The organism is Pandoraea aquatica (genome assembly GCF_902459565.1).
Classification (GTDB): domain Bacteria; phylum Pseudomonadota; class Gammaproteobacteria; order Burkholderiales; family Burkholderiaceae; genus Pandoraea; species Pandoraea aquatica.
Window position 1 is genome coordinate 988,165 of sequence record NZ_CABPSN010000002.1, and the last position, 18,289, is coordinate 1,006,453.

Here is an 18,289-nt window from a genome sequence, read left to right on the forward strand (position 1 = left end):
GAGATGTGCAATGGGTGATCAGACCCACTTCGGTTATACGACCGTCGACGAAAAGGAAAAGGCCGGCAAGGTGGCCGAGGTGTTCCATTCCGTGGCGAGCAAGTACGACATCATGAATGACCTGATGTCGGGCGGCTTGCACCGCATCTGGAAGGCCTTCACGATCGGACGCGCGGCCGTGCGTCCCGGCTTCAAGGTACTCGACATCGCAGGTGGTACGGGCGATCTGTCGAAGGCGTTCGCGCGTGCGGCAGGTCCGACCGGCGAAGTCTGGCACACCGATATCAACGAATCGATGCTGCGTGTGGGTCGCGATCGTCTGCTCGACGACGGCATCGTGACGCCGTCGCTGCTGTGCGACGCCGAGAAGCTGCCGTTCCCGTCGAACTATTTCGACGTGGTGACCGTGGCGTTCGGCCTGCGCAACATGACCCACAAGGACGCCGCGCTCGCGGAAATGCGCCGCGTGATCAAGCCGGGCGGCAAGGTCATGGTGCTGGAGTTCTCGAAGGTCTGGCAGCCGTTGGAAAAGGCCTACGACGCGTATTCCTTCAAAGTGCTGCCGTGGCTCGGCTCGCGTATCGCGGGCGACGCCGACAGCTATCGCTATCTGGCCGAATCGATCCGCATGCACCCGGATCAGGAAACGCTCAAGACGATGATGGAAGACGTCGGTCTCGAGCGCGTGGAGTATCACAACCTGACCGCCGGTGTCGTCGCCCTGCATATCGGGCGTAAGTTCTGAGTACACACTTACTTACCTGATCATCCAGACGACATGCAGCGCCCCGGATTGCGGAGAATCGCCGCGCCGGGGCGTTTTGTTTGCCGTCCCCTAAGTACAAGCTAATTTTGCTGTGGCAGAATCGCCCATCGCCTTATCTGGTTTCAGTACGTAAAAAACGGCTGAACCATTTGGGTTGACGTCTGTCAGTAGACAGCAACCTATAACTCCACGGAGAGACCAGAACGATGTTCCAGTTCCTGAAAAACAAGCTGTTGTTGGGCGTTGTGGCCGGCGTAGTGGCGGTCGGCATGACGATCGCGGACGCTGACGCCAAGCGCGTTGGCGGCGGCCGGAGCATCGGCAAGCAGTCCAACACCGTGACGCAACGTCAGGCAACGCCGCAGCAGCCGGCGCAAGCCGCCCCGGGCGCAGCCCCGACTCAGGCCGCTCCGGCGGCCGCAGGCGCAGGTGCCGCAGGCGCGGCCGCAGCCGCCAAACCGGCCAACCGCTGGCTCGGACCGATCGCCGGTCTGGCCGCAGGCCTCGGTATTGCCGCGCTGTTGTCGCACTTCGGCATGGGTGGCGCGTTCGCCAGCATGATGGCCAACGTCATCATCATTGCGTTGATCGCGTTCGCCGTGATGTGGCTGATCCGCCGCTTCCGTGGCAATAAGTCGCAGTCGCAGACGCCGGCTTATGCAGGCGCAGGCAACGACGCATCGTCGAACAATTCGTTGCGTCAGCAATGGGATAGCCAGCAACAAACGCAGCAACCGCAGCAAACCGCCTTCCAGACGGCTGCTCCGGTCGCCGCAGGTGCCGCCGCAGCCGAGTCGTTCGGTGTGCCGGCTGGTTTCGACACGGAAGGCTTCCTGCGCAGCGCGAAGGTGTACTTCAACCGTCTGCAAGCCGCCTGGGACAAGGGCGATCAGGCCGACATCAACGAGTTCACCACGCCGCAGATGTTCGCGGAAATCAAGATGGACCTCGAAGAGCGCGGTAAGTCGACCAACCGTACGGACGTCGTGCAACTGGACGCCGAACTCCTTGGCATCGAGCAATCGACCAGCGAGTACATGGCAAGCGTTCGCTTCTCGGGCCTGATCCGTGAAGCCGAAGGTGCCGCCGCCGAGCCGTTCAACGAGGTGTGGAACCTGACCAAGCCGGTGACCGGCAACGGTGGCTGGGTGCTCGCCGGGATTCAGCAGCTCGCTTAAGCTGCCTTGATCTGAACTAGGCTGGCGACGTTTTTGGCGTAACCTGCCTTACAATGAGAGCCCGCGCGTCAATGCGCGGGCTCTTTTGTTTTTGCCGTCCGAAGGTTGTCTGCGGACGGCGTCTTTCGGTGCGACCGGTGTTCAGCGCCGGCCGGCCGCCAAGCTCATGACCGTAGCCGCCAAAGCCTTTGCCGCCACCGTGAACCATTTGCTTGCCCGCGAACCGTGGGCACGCGACCGTCTGCGCCATCATGTCGGCGCATCCGCCCGGCTGGCCATGTCGGCAATCGACGTGCGCTTGCGTGTCGGCGACGACGGCTATCTGGCCGCCACTGAGGCGGACTTCCCCTGCGACGTCAGCATCTCGGTGCCCCCGGCGGCGCTGGCCGACTTCGCGGGCGGTGGACAGGCCGCCGTGATGCGTCACGTCAAGATCGAGGGCGACGCCGAGTTCGCCAATACGGTGTCCTATCTGGCGCAGCATCTGCGCTGGGAAGTGGCCGAAGACCTCAGTAAGGTCATCGGCGACGCCGCAGCCCACCGCGTGACGGAGACGGGCCGCGCTGCTGTCGCAGGCGCTCGCCGCACAGGCGGCACTTTGGTGCGCTCGCTGGCCGACTACTTCGTGGAAGAGAACCCGCTGCTGGTCGCGCGTCCGCGGCTGGACGCGATGCGCTCCGACATCGGCACGTTGCGTGACGACCTCGCGCGGCTGGAAAAGCGTCTCGAGAAGCTCGAACGCCTGAAGGGATCGCCCGATGCGGCGTCCCGTACTACCGGAGGCCGCTGACCGATGCGTCTCCTGCGTCTCATCAAGATTTTCTTCGTCTGCTATCGCTATGGGCTCGACGAGCTGGTGCTCTCAAGCATTCCCCATCCGGTTACGCGCGGGTTGCTGCGCGTGCTCACGATCGGCCGCAGCGGGCTGAAAGCGCCGCGCGGCGAGCGACTGCGTCTGGCGCTCGAATCGCTGGGTCCGATCTTCGTGAAGTTCGGGCAGGTGCTCTCGACGCGTCGCGATCTGATGCCGCCGGACATCGCACAGGAACTGGCGCGCTTGCAGGATCAGGTGCCGCCGTTCGATCCGCAGGTGGCACACGCGAGCATCGAGAAGTCGCTGGGCCGTCCGCTCGACGAAGTGTTCGTGGAGTTCGAGCGCACGCCGGTGGCGAGCGCATCGATTGCACAGGTGCACTTTGCACGGGTTCGCGACGGCGAGCACGCAGGCAAGGAGGTTGCGGTCAAGGTGCTGCGTCCGAACATGCTCAACGTGATCGACAGCGATCTGGCGCTCATGCGCGATCTGGCCGGTTGGGTGGAGCGTCTGTGGCCCGACGGCAAGCGCCTGAAGCCGCGTGAGGTCGTGGCCGAGTTCGACAAGTATCTGCACGACGAACTCGACCTGATGCGCGAAGCCGCCAACGCTGCGCAGCTGCGTCGCAACTTCATCGATTCCGGCATGTTGATGGTGCCGGAGATCTATTGGGAATTCAGCTCCAGCTCCGTGCTCGTGATGGAGCGCATGCACGGTGTGCCGATCAGCCAGATCGAGGTGCTGCGCGAGGCGGGCGTCGATCTGAAGAAGCTGGCGCGCGAAGGCGTCGAGATCTTCTTTACGCAGTTCCTGCGCGACGGTTTCTTCCACGCCGACATGCATCCGGGCAACATTCTCGTGAGCCTGGATCCCGCAACGTTCGGACGCTACATCGCGCTCGACTGCGGCATCGTCGGGGCGCTGTCCGAATTCGACAAGAACTATCTGGCGCAGAACTTCCTCGCGTTCTTCCGTCGCGACTATCACCGGGTGGCGTCGCTGCATCTGGAGTCGGGCTGGGTGCCGCCGGATACGCGTGTGGAAGAACTCGAAGGCGCGATCCGCGCGGTGTGTGAGCCGTACTTCGATCGTCCGCTCAAGGAGATCTCGCTGGGGCTGGTGCTGATGCGCCTGTTCCAGACGTCGCGCCGCTTCAACGTCGAAATTCAACCGCAGCTTGTGTTGCTGCAAAAGACGCTGCTCAATATCGAAGGGCTGGGACGTCAGCTCGATCCCGATCTCGATCTCTGGAAGACGGCCAAGCCGTTCCTGGAGCGCTGGATGGCCGAGCAGATTGGCCCGCGCGGCTGGCTGGAGCGTTTGAAAGCGGAAGTGCCGCAGTGGAGCAAGACGATGCCGCAATTGCCGCGGCTCATCCATCAGGCACTGGCGGCGCACGCGCGCCCGCAGGACGATACATTGTTGCTCGCACTCCTTCAGGAGCAACGCCGCACTAACCGCCTGCTGACCGGCGCGTTCTGTCTGGTCGGTGGGATCGCTATCGGCGTGCTGACGGCGTTCGTGTGGTTGTATAGCTGATTCTCGTTCGCCGATCTCTGCCGCTGAGGAGCGCCTGAGCATGGTTGCAATTCGTAAGTCCTATACCGTGTTGCGCGCACCGCGCGAAGGCGATGCCGGCGAGAGTGGCGCAGCAGGAAACGGGGGCGACAAACCCGCTGTGCCGTCGTTTTCCCACCGCGATCCGTCGCGCGCCGAATTCTGGAACGAACGTTTCGCCAACGCCTTCATGCCGTGGGACGCCGCCGGCGTTCCGTCGGCACTGCGCGAGTTCGTGGCAGGCGAGGGTGCAGCACGCGCCGCCACGCTGATTCCCGGTTGCGGCGCGGCGTACGAAGCTGCGTGGCTCGACGCACAAGGCTGGCCGGTGCGCGCCATCGACTTCGCGCCGGGGGCCGTCGATGCAGCCAAAGCGCAATTGGGTGCGCGGGCGTCGCTCGTCGAACAAGCCGACTTCTTCACCTACACGCCGCCATTCACGCTCGACGTAGTCTACGAACGTGCATTCCTCTGTGCGTTGCCGCGCGATCTCTGGCCGGGCTACGCCCGTCGCATGGCGCAACTGCTGCCCTCGGGCGGACGTCTTGCCGGATTCTTCTTCCTCAAGGAAACGCCCAAGGGGCCGCCGTTCGGTATGACGCCGGAGTCGCTCGACGCGCTGCTGTCGCCCGACTTCGTCTGCGAAGTCGACCGTCTCGTCGACGACTCGGTGCCGGTCTTTGCCGGAGCCGAACACTGGATGGTCTGGCGGCGTCGCTGAAGTCTCGTCCCGGGTGGCCTGCTTGTCGAAGCGTCCTGGCGACGCGTTTGTGCAACACGTCGCTGACGTCAACTACGCCTAACCGCCTGGCAGTCACTCGGTATTTCCCGATATTTGCCACGATCCATCCGGGGATTTGTGACTTTTTTCCCCGCGCATCCCGCGCGCCGCTATAATCGGCCCAAAATTTTTTCCCCAGGTGGCAAAAACGGGCGCCCAAGAGCGCTGCATCGCATCAGCCCCGTCATGCACGACCTGATTTTCTGTTGCCCGGAAGGCTGCGGCCCAAGGCTCGGTTTCGTTGGCTTGCGCGGCGGCTTCTGTCGACCGGATCACGCGCGGCCTTTGACGTTTCCCTGCCGCAACCGTCGCTCTGGGGCTTGGCTGGGGCCGCGTTATGCTGATCTGGTTTGTCATTCTGTATTGGGTCATTTCGGTGGCTATCGGGCTGTTGGCCGCCCTCAAGGTCCGCAATACCAAGGATTTCACCGTCGCTGGCCGCCGCCTGCCTTATGGCATGGTCGTGGCTGTCGTGTTTGCGACCTGGTTCGGCTCTGAAGCGGTGCTCGGCATTCCCGCGACGTTCATCGGCGAGGGCCTGCGCGGCGTGGTCGCCGATCCGTTCGGCTCGTCGATGTGTCTGGTCCTCGTGGGCATGTTCTTCGCCCGAAAGCTGTATCGCATGAACCTCATGACGATCGGCGACTTCTACAAGCTCAAGTACAACCGGACGGTCGAAGTGGTGACGTCGGTGGCCATCGTCATCTCGTACCTCGGTTGGGTCGGCGCACAGATCAAGGCGCTGGGCCTCGTGTTCCATACGGTGTCCGGCGGCGCGATGTCGGAGCCGACGGGCATGATCATCGGCGCGGTCTCGGTGCTTGCTTACACGCTGCTGGGCGGCATGATTTCGGTGGCCGTGACCGACTTCATCCAGATGATCATCATCGTCGTGGGGCTCGTGTACATCGCCGTGGTCGTGTCGGGCATGGTGCCGGGCGGGGCGAGCGCGGTCATCGCGCACGCTTCTGAAGCGGGCAAGTTCGTGTTCCTGCCGGAGATGAATCCGGCGGATGTCTTAGCGTTCATAGCGGCCGGCGTCACCATGATGTTCGGCTCGATCCCGCAGCAGGATGTGTTCCAGCGGGTGATGTCGTCCAAGTCGGAGAACATTGCCGTCTCCGGTTCCGTGACGGGCGGCGTGCTGTACTTCTTCTTCACGTTCATCCCAATTTTCCTCGCCTACTCGGCGCTGCTGATCGCTCCGTCGATGGTGCAGAAGTACATCGGCACGGACCCGCAGCAGATCCTGCCGCAGTTGGTGCTCACCAGTGTGCCGATCGTCGCGCAGGTGATGTTCTTCGGCGCGTTGCTCTCGGCCATCAAGAGCTGTGCGTCGGCGACGCTGCTGGCGCCGTCGGTGACGTTCGCGGAGAACATCATTCGTCCGATGCTCAAGGGGCGTATCGACGACAAGCATCTGCTGCGTCTGATGCGTATCGTCGTGCTGTGCTTCACGGCGCTGGTGCTGGTGTACGCCATGAACTCGAAGGCGTCGATCTTCCAGATGGTCGAGAGCGCGTACAAGGTCACGCTCGTGTGCTGCTTCGTGCCGCTGGCGTTCGGTCTGTACTGGAAGCGCTCCAGCTCGCTGGGCGGCACGCTGGCCGTGTTCTTCGGGCTGATTGTGTGGATTGCCTGCGAAGCGCTCGCACCGGAAGCGCTGGTGCCGCCGCAACTGGCCGGTCTGCTGGCGTCGATTACGGGGATGGTCGTCGGCTCGTTGCTGCAACCGGCCTCGGAGCGCGGTCAGCCGCCTGAGCAGCAGGTCTCGACGATCTGACCTTGGCGGGCTGAGGCCTCGGTGCGATGCATGTGAGTGCTCGCTCGGTGGCCGCAACCGGTGCGCACCCGACGGTGTGCTGGCGGCTGCAAATGGCTGACGGCGAGTGCAGGGCAAAAGGGCGGCGGTCGTCGCCCTTTTCCATGGGCGACGCGGCTTGCCACGCGGATTGCGGCGACGCCCGGTCTTGATCTTGCGTCGCGACGCCCCCATTTATCTCCGTACAAATCCCGAAAGCCTTGTGAAGCGGTTATAATTCAAGGCTTTGCGCGCCTTTTTCCGTCGGAAAGAATCATGCCTATCTATGCCTATCGTTGCGAAACATGCGGTTTCGCCAAGGATGTGCTGCAAAAAATGAGCGATGACCCGCTCACCCAGTGCCCCGAATGCGGCAAGGACTCGTTCGTCAAGCAGGTGACTGCTGCCGGGTTCCAGCTCAAGGGCTCGGGATGGTATGTGACCGATTTCCGTGGTGGCTCCGGCGGCACGAGCGCGCCGGCATCGGGCGCGGCAGCATCGGCAGCCCCTGCAGCGGCATCGTCCGGCGAGAGCGCCTCCGCATCGTCGTCGGCGTCTGCGGGCGGCGAGTCGTCGAGCGCCCCGGCAGCGAGCTGCGGCGGCGGTTGCGCCTGCCATTGAGTCAAACTAATTCCGCTGTCCCTCAGTAGCCGACCACATTCGCGAGTCCTGCCATGAGCGTCAAAAAACCCGCGTTGAAGACGATTTTCCTCACCGGCCTGCTGGTGCTGGTGCCCCTCGCCATCACGCTTTGGGTGCTCGGCCTGATCATCGGCACGATGGATCAGACCCTGCTGCTCCTGCCGGACGAGTGGCAACCGTCGCGCCTGCTCGGTCTGCGCATTCCGGGCTTCGGCGTGATCGTCACGCTCGCCTTCGTGTTCGTCGTCGGCCTTCTGACGCATAATTTCATTGGCCAGAAGCTGGTCGGCTGGTGGGAAGCGATTCTGACGCGCATTCCCATCGTTGGACCCTTGTACGGTAGCGTCAAGCAGGTCTCCGACACGCTGCTCTCGAGCAGCGGCAACGCGTTTCGCAAGGCGTTGCTCGTGCGTTATCCGCACGGCGAGTCCTGGACCATCGCCTTCCTGACCGGCGCGCCGGGCGGCGATGTGGTCAATCACTTGCAGGGCGAGTATGTGAGCGTCTACGTCCCGACGACGCCGAACCCGACCTCGGGCTTCTTCCTGATGATGAAGGCGAGCGACGTGATCGAACTCGACATGACGGTCGACGCTGCACTGAAGTACATCGTATCGATGGGCGTGGTGGCGCCCGCCCACAACCCGCGCCAACAACGTCCCGGTCCGCTCCTGTGAGCCACCGGGATCTGTCGACGCCATTTTTTGAAAATCGGAACAGCAAAATGTCCATGCGTACCTCCTACTGCGGTCTGGTGACCGAGCAACAACTGGGCCAGACGGTCAAGCTTTGTGGCTGGGTCAATCGCCGCCGCGATCACGGCGGGGTCATCTTCATCGACCTGCGCGATCGCGAAGGTCTGGTGCAGGTCGTGTGCGATCCGGACCGCGCTGAGATGTTCAAGGCCGCCGAAGGCCTGCGCAATGAGTTCTGCGTGCAGATCACGGGTCTCGTGCGCAGCCGTCCGGCCGGCACCGAGAACGCCAACCTGACGAGCGGCAAGATCGAAGTGCTGTGCCACGAGCTGCAGGTGCTCAACCCGTCGGTTACGCCTCCGTTCCAGCTCGACGACGAAAACCTGTCGGAAACCACGCGCCTCACGCATCGCGTGCTGGATCTGCGTCGTCCGCAGATGCAATACAACCTGCGCCTGCGTTACAAGGTGGCGATGGAAGTGCGCAAGTATCTCGACGCGCAAGGCTTCATCGACATCGAAACGCCGATGCTCACGAAGAGCACCCCGGAAGGTGCGCGCGACTACCTCGTGCCGTCGCGTGTGAACGCCGGTCAGTTCTTCGCGCTGCCGCAGTCGCCGCAGCTGTTCAAGCAGCTGCTGATGGTGGCCGGCTTCGACCGCTACTACCAGATCACCAAGTGCTTCCGCGACGAAGACCTGCGCGCTGATCGTCAGCCGGAATTCACGCAGATCGACTGCGAAACCTCGTTCCTCTCGGAGCAGGAAATCCGCGATCTGTTCGAGAACATGATCCGTCACGTGTTCAAGGAAGCCATCGACGTCGAACTCGACGCGAAGGTGCCGGTCATGGAGTACTCGGAAGCGATGCGCCGCTTCGGTTCGGACAAGCCGGACCTGCGCGTGAAGCTCGAATTCACCGAGCTGACCGACGTGATGGGCGACGTGGACTTCAAGGTGTTCTCGGTGCCGGCCACGACCGAAGGCGGCCGTGTGGTCGCCCTGCGCGTGCCGGGCGGTGCAGAGATCTCGCGCAGCGAAATCGATGCGTACACCGACTTCGTGAAGATCTACGGCGCGAAGGGTCTGGCCTGGATCAAGGTCAATGAAGTCGCCAAGGGCCGCGACGGTCTGCAAAGCCCGATCGTGAAGAACCTGCACGACGCGGCTGTTGCTTCGATCCTTGAGCGCACCGGCGCGCAAGACGGCGACATCATCTTCTTCGGCGCGGACAAGGAAAAGGTCGTCAACGACGGTATCGGCGCATTGCGTCTGAAGATCGGTCATTCGGAATTCGGCAAGTCGCACGGCCTGTTCGAAGCCGGCTGGCGTCCGCTGTGGGTCGTCGACTTCCCGATGTTCGAGTACGACGAGGAAGACGCCCGCTGGGTCGCTTGCCACCACCCGTTCACGAGCCCGAAGGACGAGCACATCGACTACCTCGAGACCGACCCGGGCAAGTGCCTGGCGAAGGCCTACGACATGGTGCTCAACGGCTGGGAAATCGGCGGCGGTTCGGTCCGTATCTTCCAGGAAGACGTGCAGAGCAAGGTGTTCCGTGCGCTCAAGCTGGGTGAAGAAGAAGCGCGTGCGAAGTTCGGCTTCCTGCTCGACGCCCTGCAATACGGCGCGCCCCCGCACGGCGGTATCGCGTTCGGTCTGGACCGCGTCATCACGATGATGGCCGGTGCCGATTCGATCCGCGACGTGATCGCGTTCCCGAAGACGCAACGTGCACAGGATCTGCTCACGCAAGCGCCGTCGCCGGTCGACGAGCGTCAGCTGCGCGAACTGCACATCCGTCTGCGTCAGCCGGAAGCGCCGAAGGCGTAAGCCGACGCGACGTTCGTGCAAGTCATCGCCGGGCCTTTGTCCCGGCATGGCGAGCCGGTTGGAAAACCCCCTTTGCCGTGAGGCGAGGGGGTTTTTGCTTTCTGGCACGCGTGATGTTGGGGATCCGTGCACCGCAACGCCGCGCCGGCCCTATACAATGCATCATCGCTGCCTGAACTCCGTTGCCTGCATGAAACCCTTCAAGATTCCCGAATCCGTGCTGGTCGTGATCTATACGCCGGCGCTCGACGTTCTGCTCATCGAGCGTGCCGACGCGGGGAATTTCTGGCAGTCCGTGACCGGCAGCAAGGATCAGCTCGACGAGCCGCTCGCCGAGACGGCTGCGCGAGAAGTCTTCGAGGAGACGGGGATTCGCGTAGCGAACGGTACGCCCGTGCCGGATGCGGCGCTGACCGACTGGCATCACGAGATTCAGTACAACATCTACCCGCGCTGGGCACATCGCTACGCGCCGGGCGTCACGCGCAACACCGAGCACTGGTTCGGCCTGTGTGTCCCGGAAAACACGGTCGTGACGCTCTCGCCGCGCGAGCACGTCGACTATGTCTGGTTGCCGTGGGAAGCGGCGGCCGAGCGTTGCTTCTCTCCCTCGAACGGCGACGCGATCCGGCAGTTGCCGTTGCGCGTGCGCTGATCGTCCGCCCCATGTCCTGCGTGCCCATCGTCCCCCCGCCCAGCCGATGAGCAAATACCTGCCGTTCTCCCGCGACAACGAACTGGCATTGCTTTATCTCGGCGCGAACTACTTCACCGCGCTCATCGACGCCATCGACCACGCCCAGCATGACGTGGCGCTCGAAACGTACATCTTCGAAGCCGACGACGCCGGGGAGAACGTCTCCGCGGCCCTGCAACGCGCGGCACAACGCGGCGTGAAGGTGCGGGTGATCACGGACGGCATCGGCACGAGTCGACGTCTGCCGTTCTTCGACGCCTGGCGCGAGAACGGGGTGGCGCACCGCATCTACAATCCGCGACTCTTCGGCAAGTTCGGCTTTTCGCGCACGCATCGCAAGATCGCTGTTGTCGATCACACGGTGGCGTTCGTGGGCGGCATCAACATCATCGACGATTACAACGGCGGCGGTGGTGGCGGCACGCGCATGGACGACCCGCGTTGGGATTTCGCCGTGCAGTGTCGCGGGCCCATCGTCGCCGAGATTGTGGCGGCGTTCCACATTCAATGGCAGCGTCTCGCACCGGGATATCTCGGTACGCCGTTTCGTCACCGTCGTCGGGGACTTCGCGGGCGTTTGCACGCGCCCTATGCGGGGCAGGCGGCCTTCGTCGCGCGGGACAACCTCCACAATCGTCGCTCGGTCGAGAAGGCCTATCTGATGGCGTTGGGGCGGGCACGTCACGAGGTCTGGCTCGCGAATCCGTACTTCGTGCCGGGACGCCGTCTGCGACGTGCCCTCACGCAGGCCGCCCGACGCGGCGTTGCCGTGCATCTGCTCATCGGCCGCAAGGAGTTCCGTCTGCTCGACACGGCGGTGCCGTGGCTGTACGCCAAGCTGCTCGACGCCGGGGTGCGCATCGGGGAGTACGACATGCGCCAGTTGCACGGGAAGGTGGCCGTGGTCGACGATGTCTGGGCGACGGTCGGCTCGTCGAATCTCGATGCGTTGTCCCTGTTTCTGAATCACGAAGCTAACGTCGTCGTGCTCGACGATCCCGTTGTCATCGAACTGCGCGACCATATCCGTCGGGCGTTTGCGGAGGCGCGTCTGATCGACCCGGAGCGCTACGGCGAACGCTCGCGCTGGCGGCGCTTCCGTCAGTGGATGGCCTACCGGCTCTATCGCCTGGCGATGAAAGTCCTCACGCGCGGCAAGTACGACTGAGCGCCGTACGCCCCTGCCGACTGCCTGCCCGCGCCCGCCGGGCCGGGGTCCGCGCCCAATACCGATTAGGTATTCCGATCTAATAAATTCCTTGTTACCCCATGGACGTTTCCCAATAATAGGACGGCCGTTCGATTTTTTGGTTAGCATCGAAGAACGGATAACCAAAGCGATGCAAAACATATGCGAAAGGGTGAACAGACACGTGCCGCGATCCTGAATGCCGCGCTTGAACTGGCGGGGCGGGATGGGCTTGAGGGGCTGACGATCGGCTTGCTGGCCGATCGTATGCAAATGAGCAAGAGCGGCGTCTTCGCGCACTTCGGGTCGCGTGAGGATTTGCAGATCGAAGTGCTGATGGAGTACCACCGGCGCTTCGATGAAGAAGTGTTCGCTCCCAGCATGGAAGCGCCGCGCGGCCTGCCGCGACTCAGAGCGCTGGTGGATCGCTGGATGGACAAGCGGATTCGCGAAGTGACGACGGGCTGCATCTATATCAGCGGCGCTGTCGAGTATGACGATCGTGCGGCCAGTCCGGTGCGCGAAGCCTTGGTGAAGAGTGTGCAGTTGTGGCGATCGGCCCTGCTGCGCGCGATTACGCAAGCGAAGGAGGAGGGACATCTGCGCCCGGACACCGATCCGCGCCTGATGCTCTTTGAAATGTACAGCCTGACACTCGGCCTGCATCACGACGCGCGCTTCCTTCGGGACCCCGGCGCCGTCGACATGACCCGGGTGGCACTGGAAAAACTGATTTCGTCTTATCAGCGCGGGTGAGGCGCGAGCCGTCCGCGATTCGATTCGATTTGTTCGGAGGAGTAGGTCATGGGACAGTACAACGCGCCGCTGCGCGACATGCAATTCGTCATGCACGAACTGCTGGGCGTGGAAAACGAATTGAAGGCGATGCCGAAGCACGCGGACATCGATGCCGACACCATCAATCAGGTGCTCGAAGAAGCCGGCAAGTTCTGTAGCGAAGTCGTCTTCCCGCTCAATCAGGTGGGCGATCGCGAAGGCTGCACATACGAAGGCGACGGTGTCGTTACGACCCCGACGGGCTTCAAGGCCGCGTATCAGCAATACGTCGAAGCCGGCTGGCCTTCGCTGGCTTGCGATCCGGAATTCGGCGGTCAGGGACTCCCGCAGGTCGTGAACAACGCCCTGTACGAAATGCTCAACTCGGCCAACCAGGCGTGGACGATGTATCCCGGCCTGTCGCACGGCGCTTACGAGTGTCTGCATGCCCACGGCACCCCCGAACAACAAGCCACCTATCTGCCGAAGATCGTGTCGGGCGAATGGACGGGCACGATGTGCCTGACCGAGCCGCACTGCGGCACCGACCTGGGCATGCTGCGCACGAAGGCCGAGCCGAACGGCGACGGTTCGTACGCCATCTCCGGCACCAAGATCTTCATCTCGGCGGGCGAGCATGACATGGCCGCCAACATCATCCACCTCGTGCTGGCACGTCTGCCGGACGCTCCCCCGGGAACGAAGGGCATCTCGCTGTTCGTCGTGCCGAAGTTCATCCCCGATGCGAACGGTGCACCGGGTGAACGCAATGGCATCAAGTGCGGCTCCATCGAACACAAGATGGGCATTCACGGCAACGCCACGTGCGTGATGAACCTCGACGGCGCGAAGGGCTGGCTCGTCGGCGAACCGAACAAGGGCCTGAACGCCATGTTCGTGATGATGAACGCGGCGCGTCAGGGCGTTGGCATGCAAGGCATGGGCCTGACCGAAGTCGCTTATCAGAACTCGCTGGTGTACGCGAAGGAACGCATTCAGATGCGCTCGCTCACCGGCCCGAAGGCACCGGACAAGCCCGCCGATCCGATCATCGTGCACCCGGACGTGCGCCGCATGCTGCTCACGCAAAAGGCCTATGTGGAAGGCGGTCGCGCTTTCTCGTACTGGACCGCGCTGCATATCGACAAGGAACTGTCGCACGGCGACGAAGCCGAGCGTAAGGAAGCGGCGGATCTCGTCGCGCTGCTCACGCCGATTATCAAGGCGTTCCTGACGGACAACGCTTTCGAGTGCACGAACCACGCCATGCAGATCTACGGCGGCCACGGGTTCATCTCCGAGTGGGGCATGGAGCAATACGTGCGCGATGCGCGTATCAACATGATCTACGAAGGCACCAACTCGATTCAGGCGCTCGACCTGCTCGGCCGCAAGGTGTTGGGCGACATGGGCGCGAAGCTCAAGAAGTTCGGCAAGCTGGTGTCGGACTTCGTGGAAGCCGAAGGCACCAAGGAAGAGATGCAGGAGTTCATCAATCCGCTCGCGGATATCGGTGACAAGGTCCAGAAGCTGACGATGGAAATCGGTATGAAGGCCATGGCCAATCCGGACGAAGTGGGTGCGGCGTCTGTGCCGTATCAACGCGTGGTCGGTCATCTGGTCTTCGCGTACTTCTGGGCGCGCATGGCACGTATTGCACTGGACAAGCAAGGCAGCGGCGACAAGTTCTACGAATCGAAGCTCGCCACGGCGCGTTTCTACTTCGCCAAGTTGCTGCCGGAGACCGCGTCGCAAATTCGCATGGCCCGTGCCGGCGCGAAGACGCTGATGGAAGTCGACGTCGACCTGTTCTGAGAGCGGAGGAGATCACCGTGAGCCAAACCAACAAACCCCTGGTTGTACGCAAGGTCGCCGTGCTCGGCGCCGGCGTGATGGGTGCGCAGATCGCCGCGCACCTCGTCAACGCGAAAGTGCCCGTTGTACTGTTCGATCTGCCGGCCAAGGAAGGCCCGAAGAATGGCGTCGTCACGCGCGCCATCGAGAGCCTGAAGAAGCTGAGCCCCGCGCCGTTCGCCGATAAGGCCGACGCACAGTACATCGAAGCCGCGAACTACGAAGACGACCTCGAAAAGCTCGCCGGTTGCGACGTGGTGATCGAAGCGATCGCCGAGCGCATGGACTGGAAGCATGACCTGTACAAGAAGGTCTCGCCGCACCTGGCCAAGCATGCGATTTTCGCGTCGAACACGTCGGGTCTGTCGATCACCGAACTCTCGGAAGGCTTCGACACCGATCTGAAGGCACGCTTTTGCGGCGTGCACTTCTTCAACCCGCCGCGTTACATGCATCTGGTCGAATTGATCCCGACCGCGACGACCGCGCCGGAAATCCTCGATCAACTCGAAACGTTCCTCACGTCCACGCTCGGCAAGGGCGTCGTGCGTGCGAAGGACACGCCGAACTTCATCGCGAACCGTGTCGGTGTCTTCTCGATTCTGGCGGTGTTCGCCGAAGCACAGAAGTACGGCATTCCGTTCGACGTTGTCGACGACCTGACGGGCAGCAAGCTCGGCCGCGCCAAGTCGGCCACGTTCCGCACGGCCGACGTCGTCGGTCTGGACACGATGGCGCACGTCATCAAGACGATGCAGGACGGTCTGAAGGACGACCCGTTTGCCGCGACGTACGCCACGCCGCCTGTGCTGAAGGCACTCGTGGAGAAGGGCGCGCTGGGTCAGAAGACGGGCGCGGGCTTCTACAAGAAGGAAGGCAAGGTCATCAAGGTGCTCGACCCGCAATCGGGCGAGTACGTCGAGTCGGGCAAGAAGGCCGACGAAATGGTCGCGCGCATTCTGAAGAAGGCACCGGCTGAGCGTCTGCGCCTGTTGCGCGAATCGACCAACCCGCAGGCGCAGTTCCTGTGGGCCGTGTTCCGCGACGTCTTCCATTACATCGGCGTGTATCTGGAGCAGATCGCCGACAACGCACGCGAAGTCGACTTCGCGATTCGCTGGGGCTTCGGCTGGACCACGGGGCCGTTCGAAGACTGGCAAGCCGCGGGCTGGAAAGACATCGCTCAATGGGTGCAGGAAGACATCGACGCGGGCAAGGCCCTGTCGAATGCACCGCTACCCAAGTGGGTGACGGGCGGTAAGGTCGCCGAAGCCGGTGGCGTTCACACGGCGCAAGGCTCGTACAACCCGGCGAAGGACGCGTTCGTGCCGCGCAGCACGCTGCCGGTGTATCAGCGTCAGGTGTTCCCGGCCTCGCTCGTGGGCGAAGCCAGCGCCGATCCGCGCAAGTTCGGCAAGACCATCGAAGAGACCGACGCCGTGCGTCTGTGGGTCGATGAGACCCCGGGTCAGGACGACGTGCTGATCGTCTCGTTCAAGACGAAGATGAACACCATCGGGCCGGACGTCATCGACGGACTGACCCGCGCCATCGATCTGGCCGAGCAGCAATATCGCGGCGTGGTCGTGTGGCAGCCGACGTCGCTCAAGCTCGGCGCGCCGGGCGGTCCGTTCTCGGCAGGTGCCGATCTGGAAGCCGCCATGCCCGCTTTCATGATGGGCGGTGCGAAGGGTATCGAACCGTTCATCAAGAAGTTCCAGGACGGCATGATGCGTGTGAAGTACGCGCAGGTGCCGGTCGTCTCGGCCGTGTCCGGCATCGCGCTGGGCGGTGGCTGCGAACTGCTGCTGCATAGCGCCAAGCGCGTGGCGGCGCTGGAGAGCTACATCGGTCTCGTGGAAGTCGGCGTCGGCCTCGTGCCGGGCGGCGGCGGCCTGAAGGAAGCGGCGATCCGTGCGGCCGAAGCGGCCACCGCTGCGGGTAGCGTCCAGTATCTGCAATTCGTGACGAAGTCGTTCACCAACGCCGCAATGGCGAAGGTCTCGGCCTCGGCGCTCGACGCCCGCGACATGGGCTATCTCAAGCCGTCGGACACCATCGTCTACAACGTGCATGAGCTGCTGTCGGTCGCCCGCAACGAAGCGCGCGCGCTGTCGGTTGCTGGTTATCGTCCGCCGCTCAAGCCGGCAGGCATTCCGGTGGCGGGACGCTCGGGCGTGTCGACGATCAAGGCGTCGCTCGTGAACATGCGCGACGGTAACTTCATCTCGGCGCACGATTTCCTGATCGCCTCGCGCATTGCCGAAGCCGTGTGCGGCGGCGACGTCGAAGCGGGCAGCCTCGTGAACGAAGAATGGCTGCTGGCGCTCGAGCGTCGCGCCTTCATCGAACTGCTGGGCACGTCGAAGACCCAGGAACGCATCATGGGCATGCTGCAGACCGGCAAGCCGGTGCGCAACTAAGCCGACCGGAGACTGACATGAGCAAACAACTGCAAGACGCCTATATCGTTGCCGCCACGCGTGCGCCGATCGGCAAGGCACCCAAGGGCAGCTACAAGAACACGCGTCCGGACGATCTGCTCGCGACCATCCTCAAAAGCACGCTCTCTCAGGTGCCGGATCTCGATCCGAAGGTCATCGAGGACGCGATCATCGGTTGCGCCATTCCCGAAGCCCAGCAGGGCCTGAACGTGGCGCGTATCGGTGCGCTGCTCTCGGGTCTGCCGAACACGGTCGGTGGTGTCACCGTCAACCGTTTCTGCGCCTCGGGCCTGACCGCGCTGGCGATGGCCGCCGACCGCATCCGTGTGGGCGAAGCCGACGCGATGATCGCCGGCGGTATCGAAAGCATGAGCATGGTGCCGATGATGGGCAACACGCCGTCGCTCTCGCCGTCGATCTTCGAGCGTGATGAAAACGTGGGCATCGCCTACGGTATGGGCCTGACGGCCGAGAAGGTCGCGCAGCAGTGGGGCGTGACCCGTGAAGCGCAGGACGCCTTCGCGCTGGCTTCGCACCAGAAGGCGATCAAGGCGCAGCAGGCCGGGGAGTTCACGAACGAGATCACGCCGATCGAGATCGTCGAGCGTTTCCCGAATCTGGCGACGGGCGAAGTGTCGGTCAAGACGCGCATGCTGTCGCTCGACGAAGGTCCGCGTCCCGATACGTCCATCGAAGGACTGGGCAAGCTGCGTCCGGTGTTCGCGAACAAGGGTTCGGTGACGGCCGGTAACAGCTCGCAGACGTCGGACGGCGCCGGTGCGCTGCTCGTCGTGAGCGAGAAGATCCTCAAGCAATTCAACCTCACGCCGCTCGCGCGTTTCGTGTCGTTCGCCGTGCGCGGCGTGCCGCCCGAGATCATGGGCATCGGGCCGAAGGAAGCGATTCCGGCGGCGCTGCGTGCCGCAGGGCTGAGCCAGCAGGACATGGACTGGATCGAACTGAACGAAGCGTTCGCCGCGCAGGCGCTCGCCGTCATCAAGGATCTGGACCTCGACACCAGCAAGGTCAACCCGATGGGTGGCGCGATTGCCCTGGGCCACCCGCTGGGTGCGACCGGCGCGATTCGCGCGGCGACCGTGGTGCACGCGCTGCGCCGTCACAACCTGAAGTACGGCATGGTGACGATGTGCGTTGGCACCGGCATGGGCGCGGCGGGCATCATCGAGCGCATGTAAGTCGGGCGGCACGCCAGACACTACGATTGACGACGGCTCAGGACGCCGGGGTGCGGTTTCGCGAAT

General features: G+C 63.3%; 15 protein-coding genes. All 15 read left to right on the forward strand.

Annotated features, from left to right (window positions below; genetic code table 11):
• Positions 1-10 precede the first annotated feature (10 nt).
• The 15 genes from ubiE to PAQ31011_RS10075 all read left to right on the forward strand — a co-directional run bounded on the left by ubiE (position 11) and on the right by PAQ31011_RS10075 (position 18,223).
• The gene (gene ubiE / locus PAQ31011_RS10005; protein WP_039396086.1) at positions 11-745 is read left to right on the forward strand and encodes a bifunctional demethylmenaquinone methyltransferase/2-methoxy-6-polyprenyl-1,4-benzoquinol methylase UbiE; all 735 of its coding nucleotides are present in this window, start codon (positions 11-13) and stop codon (positions 743-745) included.
• A 227-nt stretch (positions 746-972) separates the two neighbouring features.
• Positions 973-1,944: a Tim44 domain-containing protein gene (locus PAQ31011_RS10010; RefSeq protein ID WP_150575643.1), complete on the forward strand. Its 972-nt coding sequence runs from the start codon at positions 973-975 to the stop codon at positions 1,942-1,944.
• 166 nt (positions 1,945-2,110) lie between these two features.
• Complete coding sequence (locus tag PAQ31011_RS10015) at positions 2,111-2,734, forward strand: ubiquinone biosynthesis accessory factor UbiJ (RefSeq protein ID WP_174990049.1); 624 nt, start codon at positions 2,111-2,113, stop codon at positions 2,732-2,734.
• Positions 2,735-2,737: 3 nt separating this feature from the next.
• Positions 2,738-4,297: a ubiquinone biosynthesis regulatory protein kinase UbiB gene (gene ubiB / locus PAQ31011_RS10020; protein WP_150575644.1), complete on the forward strand. Its 1,560-nt coding sequence runs from the start codon at positions 2,738-2,740 to the stop codon at positions 4,295-4,297.
• A 40-nt stretch (positions 4,298-4,337) separates the two neighbouring features.
• Positions 4,338-5,036 carry a methyltransferase domain-containing protein gene (locus PAQ31011_RS10025; RefSeq protein WP_150575645.1) on the forward strand — a complete coding sequence of 233 codons (699 nt, stop codon included), beginning with the start codon at positions 4,338-4,340 and terminating at the stop codon, positions 5,034-5,036.
• Positions 5,037-5,433: 397 nt separating this feature from the next.
• On the forward strand, positions 5,434-6,879 hold the full coding sequence (locus tag PAQ31011_RS10030) for a high affinity choline transporter 1 (protein WP_150575646.1): 1,446 nt from the start codon (positions 5,434-5,436) through the stop codon (positions 6,877-6,879).
• A gap of 294 nt (positions 6,880-7,173) precedes the next feature.
• Positions 7,174-7,518, forward strand: a complete 345-nt coding sequence (locus tag PAQ31011_RS10035) for an FmdB family zinc ribbon protein (RefSeq protein ID WP_150575647.1) — start codon at positions 7,174-7,176, stop codon at positions 7,516-7,518.
• Positions 7,519-7,571: 53 nt separating this feature from the next.
• Positions 7,572-8,216, forward strand: a complete 645-nt coding sequence (locus PAQ31011_RS10040) for a DUF502 domain-containing protein (protein WP_039396100.1) — start codon at positions 7,572-7,574, stop codon at positions 8,214-8,216.
• 47 nt (positions 8,217-8,263) lie between these two features.
• Positions 8,264-10,066, forward strand: a complete 1,803-nt coding sequence (gene aspS / locus PAQ31011_RS10045) for an aspartate--tRNA ligase (RefSeq protein ID WP_046290870.1) — start codon at positions 8,264-8,266, stop codon at positions 10,064-10,066.
• A gap of 190 nt (positions 10,067-10,256) precedes the next feature.
• Positions 10,257-10,721 carry a dihydroneopterin triphosphate diphosphatase gene (gene nudB, locus PAQ31011_RS10050; protein ID WP_150575648.1) on the forward strand — a complete coding sequence of 155 codons (465 nt, stop codon included), beginning with the start codon at positions 10,257-10,259 and terminating at the stop codon, positions 10,719-10,721.
• Positions 10,722-10,767: 46 nt separating this feature from the next.
• The gene (clsB, locus tag PAQ31011_RS10055) at positions 10,768-11,931 is read left to right on the forward strand and encodes a cardiolipin synthase ClsB (protein WP_150575649.1); all 1,164 of its coding nucleotides are present in this window, start codon (positions 10,768-10,770) and stop codon (positions 11,929-11,931) included.
• Positions 11,932-12,114: 183 nt separating this feature from the next.
• Entirely contained in the window at positions 12,115-12,708 is a 594-nt protein-coding gene (locus PAQ31011_RS10060) for a TetR/AcrR family transcriptional regulator (RefSeq protein WP_046290871.1), read from the forward strand.
• 48 nt (positions 12,709-12,756) lie between these two features.
• Positions 12,757-14,544 (forward strand): acyl-CoA dehydrogenase C-terminal domain-containing protein, encoded by a 1,788-nt coding sequence (locus PAQ31011_RS10065; RefSeq protein WP_150575650.1) that lies wholly within the window; start codon positions 12,757-12,759, stop codon positions 14,542-14,544.
• A 17-nt stretch (positions 14,545-14,561) separates the two neighbouring features.
• Positions 14,562-17,006 (forward strand): 3-hydroxyacyl-CoA dehydrogenase/enoyl-CoA hydratase family protein, encoded by a 2,445-nt coding sequence (locus PAQ31011_RS10070; protein WP_150575651.1) that lies wholly within the window; start codon positions 14,562-14,564, stop codon positions 17,004-17,006.
• A gap of 17 nt (positions 17,007-17,023) precedes the next feature.
• Complete coding sequence (locus tag PAQ31011_RS10075; RefSeq protein WP_150575652.1) at positions 17,024-18,223, forward strand: acetyl-CoA C-acyltransferase; 1,200 nt, start codon at positions 17,024-17,026, stop codon at positions 18,221-18,223.
• Positions 18,224-18,289: the final 66 nt, after the last annotated feature.

Excerpts from the sequence above, each read along its gene's own strand:
- PAQ31011_RS10040 (WP_039396100.1), top strand. The coding sequence starts at position 7,572 with ATGAGCGTCAAAAAACCCGCGTTGAAGACGATTTTCCTCACCGGCCTG.
- clsB (WP_150575649.1), top strand. The coding sequence starts at position 10,768 with ATGAGCAAATACCTGCCGTTCTCCCGCGACAACGAACTGGCATTGCTT.
- PAQ31011_RS10060 (WP_046290871.1), top strand. The coding sequence starts at position 12,115 with ATGCGAAAGGGTGAACAGACACGTGCCGCGATCCTGAATGCCGCGCTT.
- aspS (WP_046290870.1), top strand. The coding sequence starts at position 8,264 with ATGTCCATGCGTACCTCCTACTGCGGTCTGGTGACCGAGCAACAACTG.
- PAQ31011_RS10030 (WP_150575646.1), top strand. The coding sequence starts at position 5,434 with ATGCTGATCTGGTTTGTCATTCTGTATTGGGTCATTTCGGTGGCTATC.
- PAQ31011_RS10065 (WP_150575650.1), top strand. The coding sequence starts at position 12,757 with ATGGGACAGTACAACGCGCCGCTGCGCGACATGCAATTCGTCATGCAC.
- PAQ31011_RS10075 (WP_150575652.1), top strand. The coding sequence starts at position 17,024 with ATGAGCAAACAACTGCAAGACGCCTATATCGTTGCCGCCACGCGTGCG.
- ubiB (WP_150575644.1), top strand. The coding sequence starts at position 2,738 with ATGCGTCTCCTGCGTCTCATCAAGATTTTCTTCGTCTGCTATCGCTAT.
- PAQ31011_RS10025 (WP_150575645.1), top strand. The coding sequence starts at position 4,338 with ATGGTTGCAATTCGTAAGTCCTATACCGTGTTGCGCGCACCGCGCGAA.
- nudB (WP_150575648.1), top strand. The coding sequence starts at position 10,257 with ATGAAACCCTTCAAGATTCCCGAATCCGTGCTGGTCGTGATCTATACG.
- PAQ31011_RS10035 (WP_150575647.1), top strand. The coding sequence starts at position 7,174 with ATGCCTATCTATGCCTATCGTTGCGAAACATGCGGTTTCGCCAAGGAT.
- PAQ31011_RS10010 (WP_150575643.1), top strand. The coding sequence starts at position 973 with ATGTTCCAGTTCCTGAAAAACAAGCTGTTGTTGGGCGTTGTGGCCGGC.
- ubiE (WP_039396086.1), top strand. The coding sequence starts at position 11 with ATGGGTGATCAGACCCACTTCGGTTATACGACCGTCGACGAAAAGGAA.
- PAQ31011_RS10015 (WP_174990049.1), top strand. The coding sequence starts at position 2,111 with ATGACCGTAGCCGCCAAAGCCTTTGCCGCCACCGTGAACCATTTGCTT.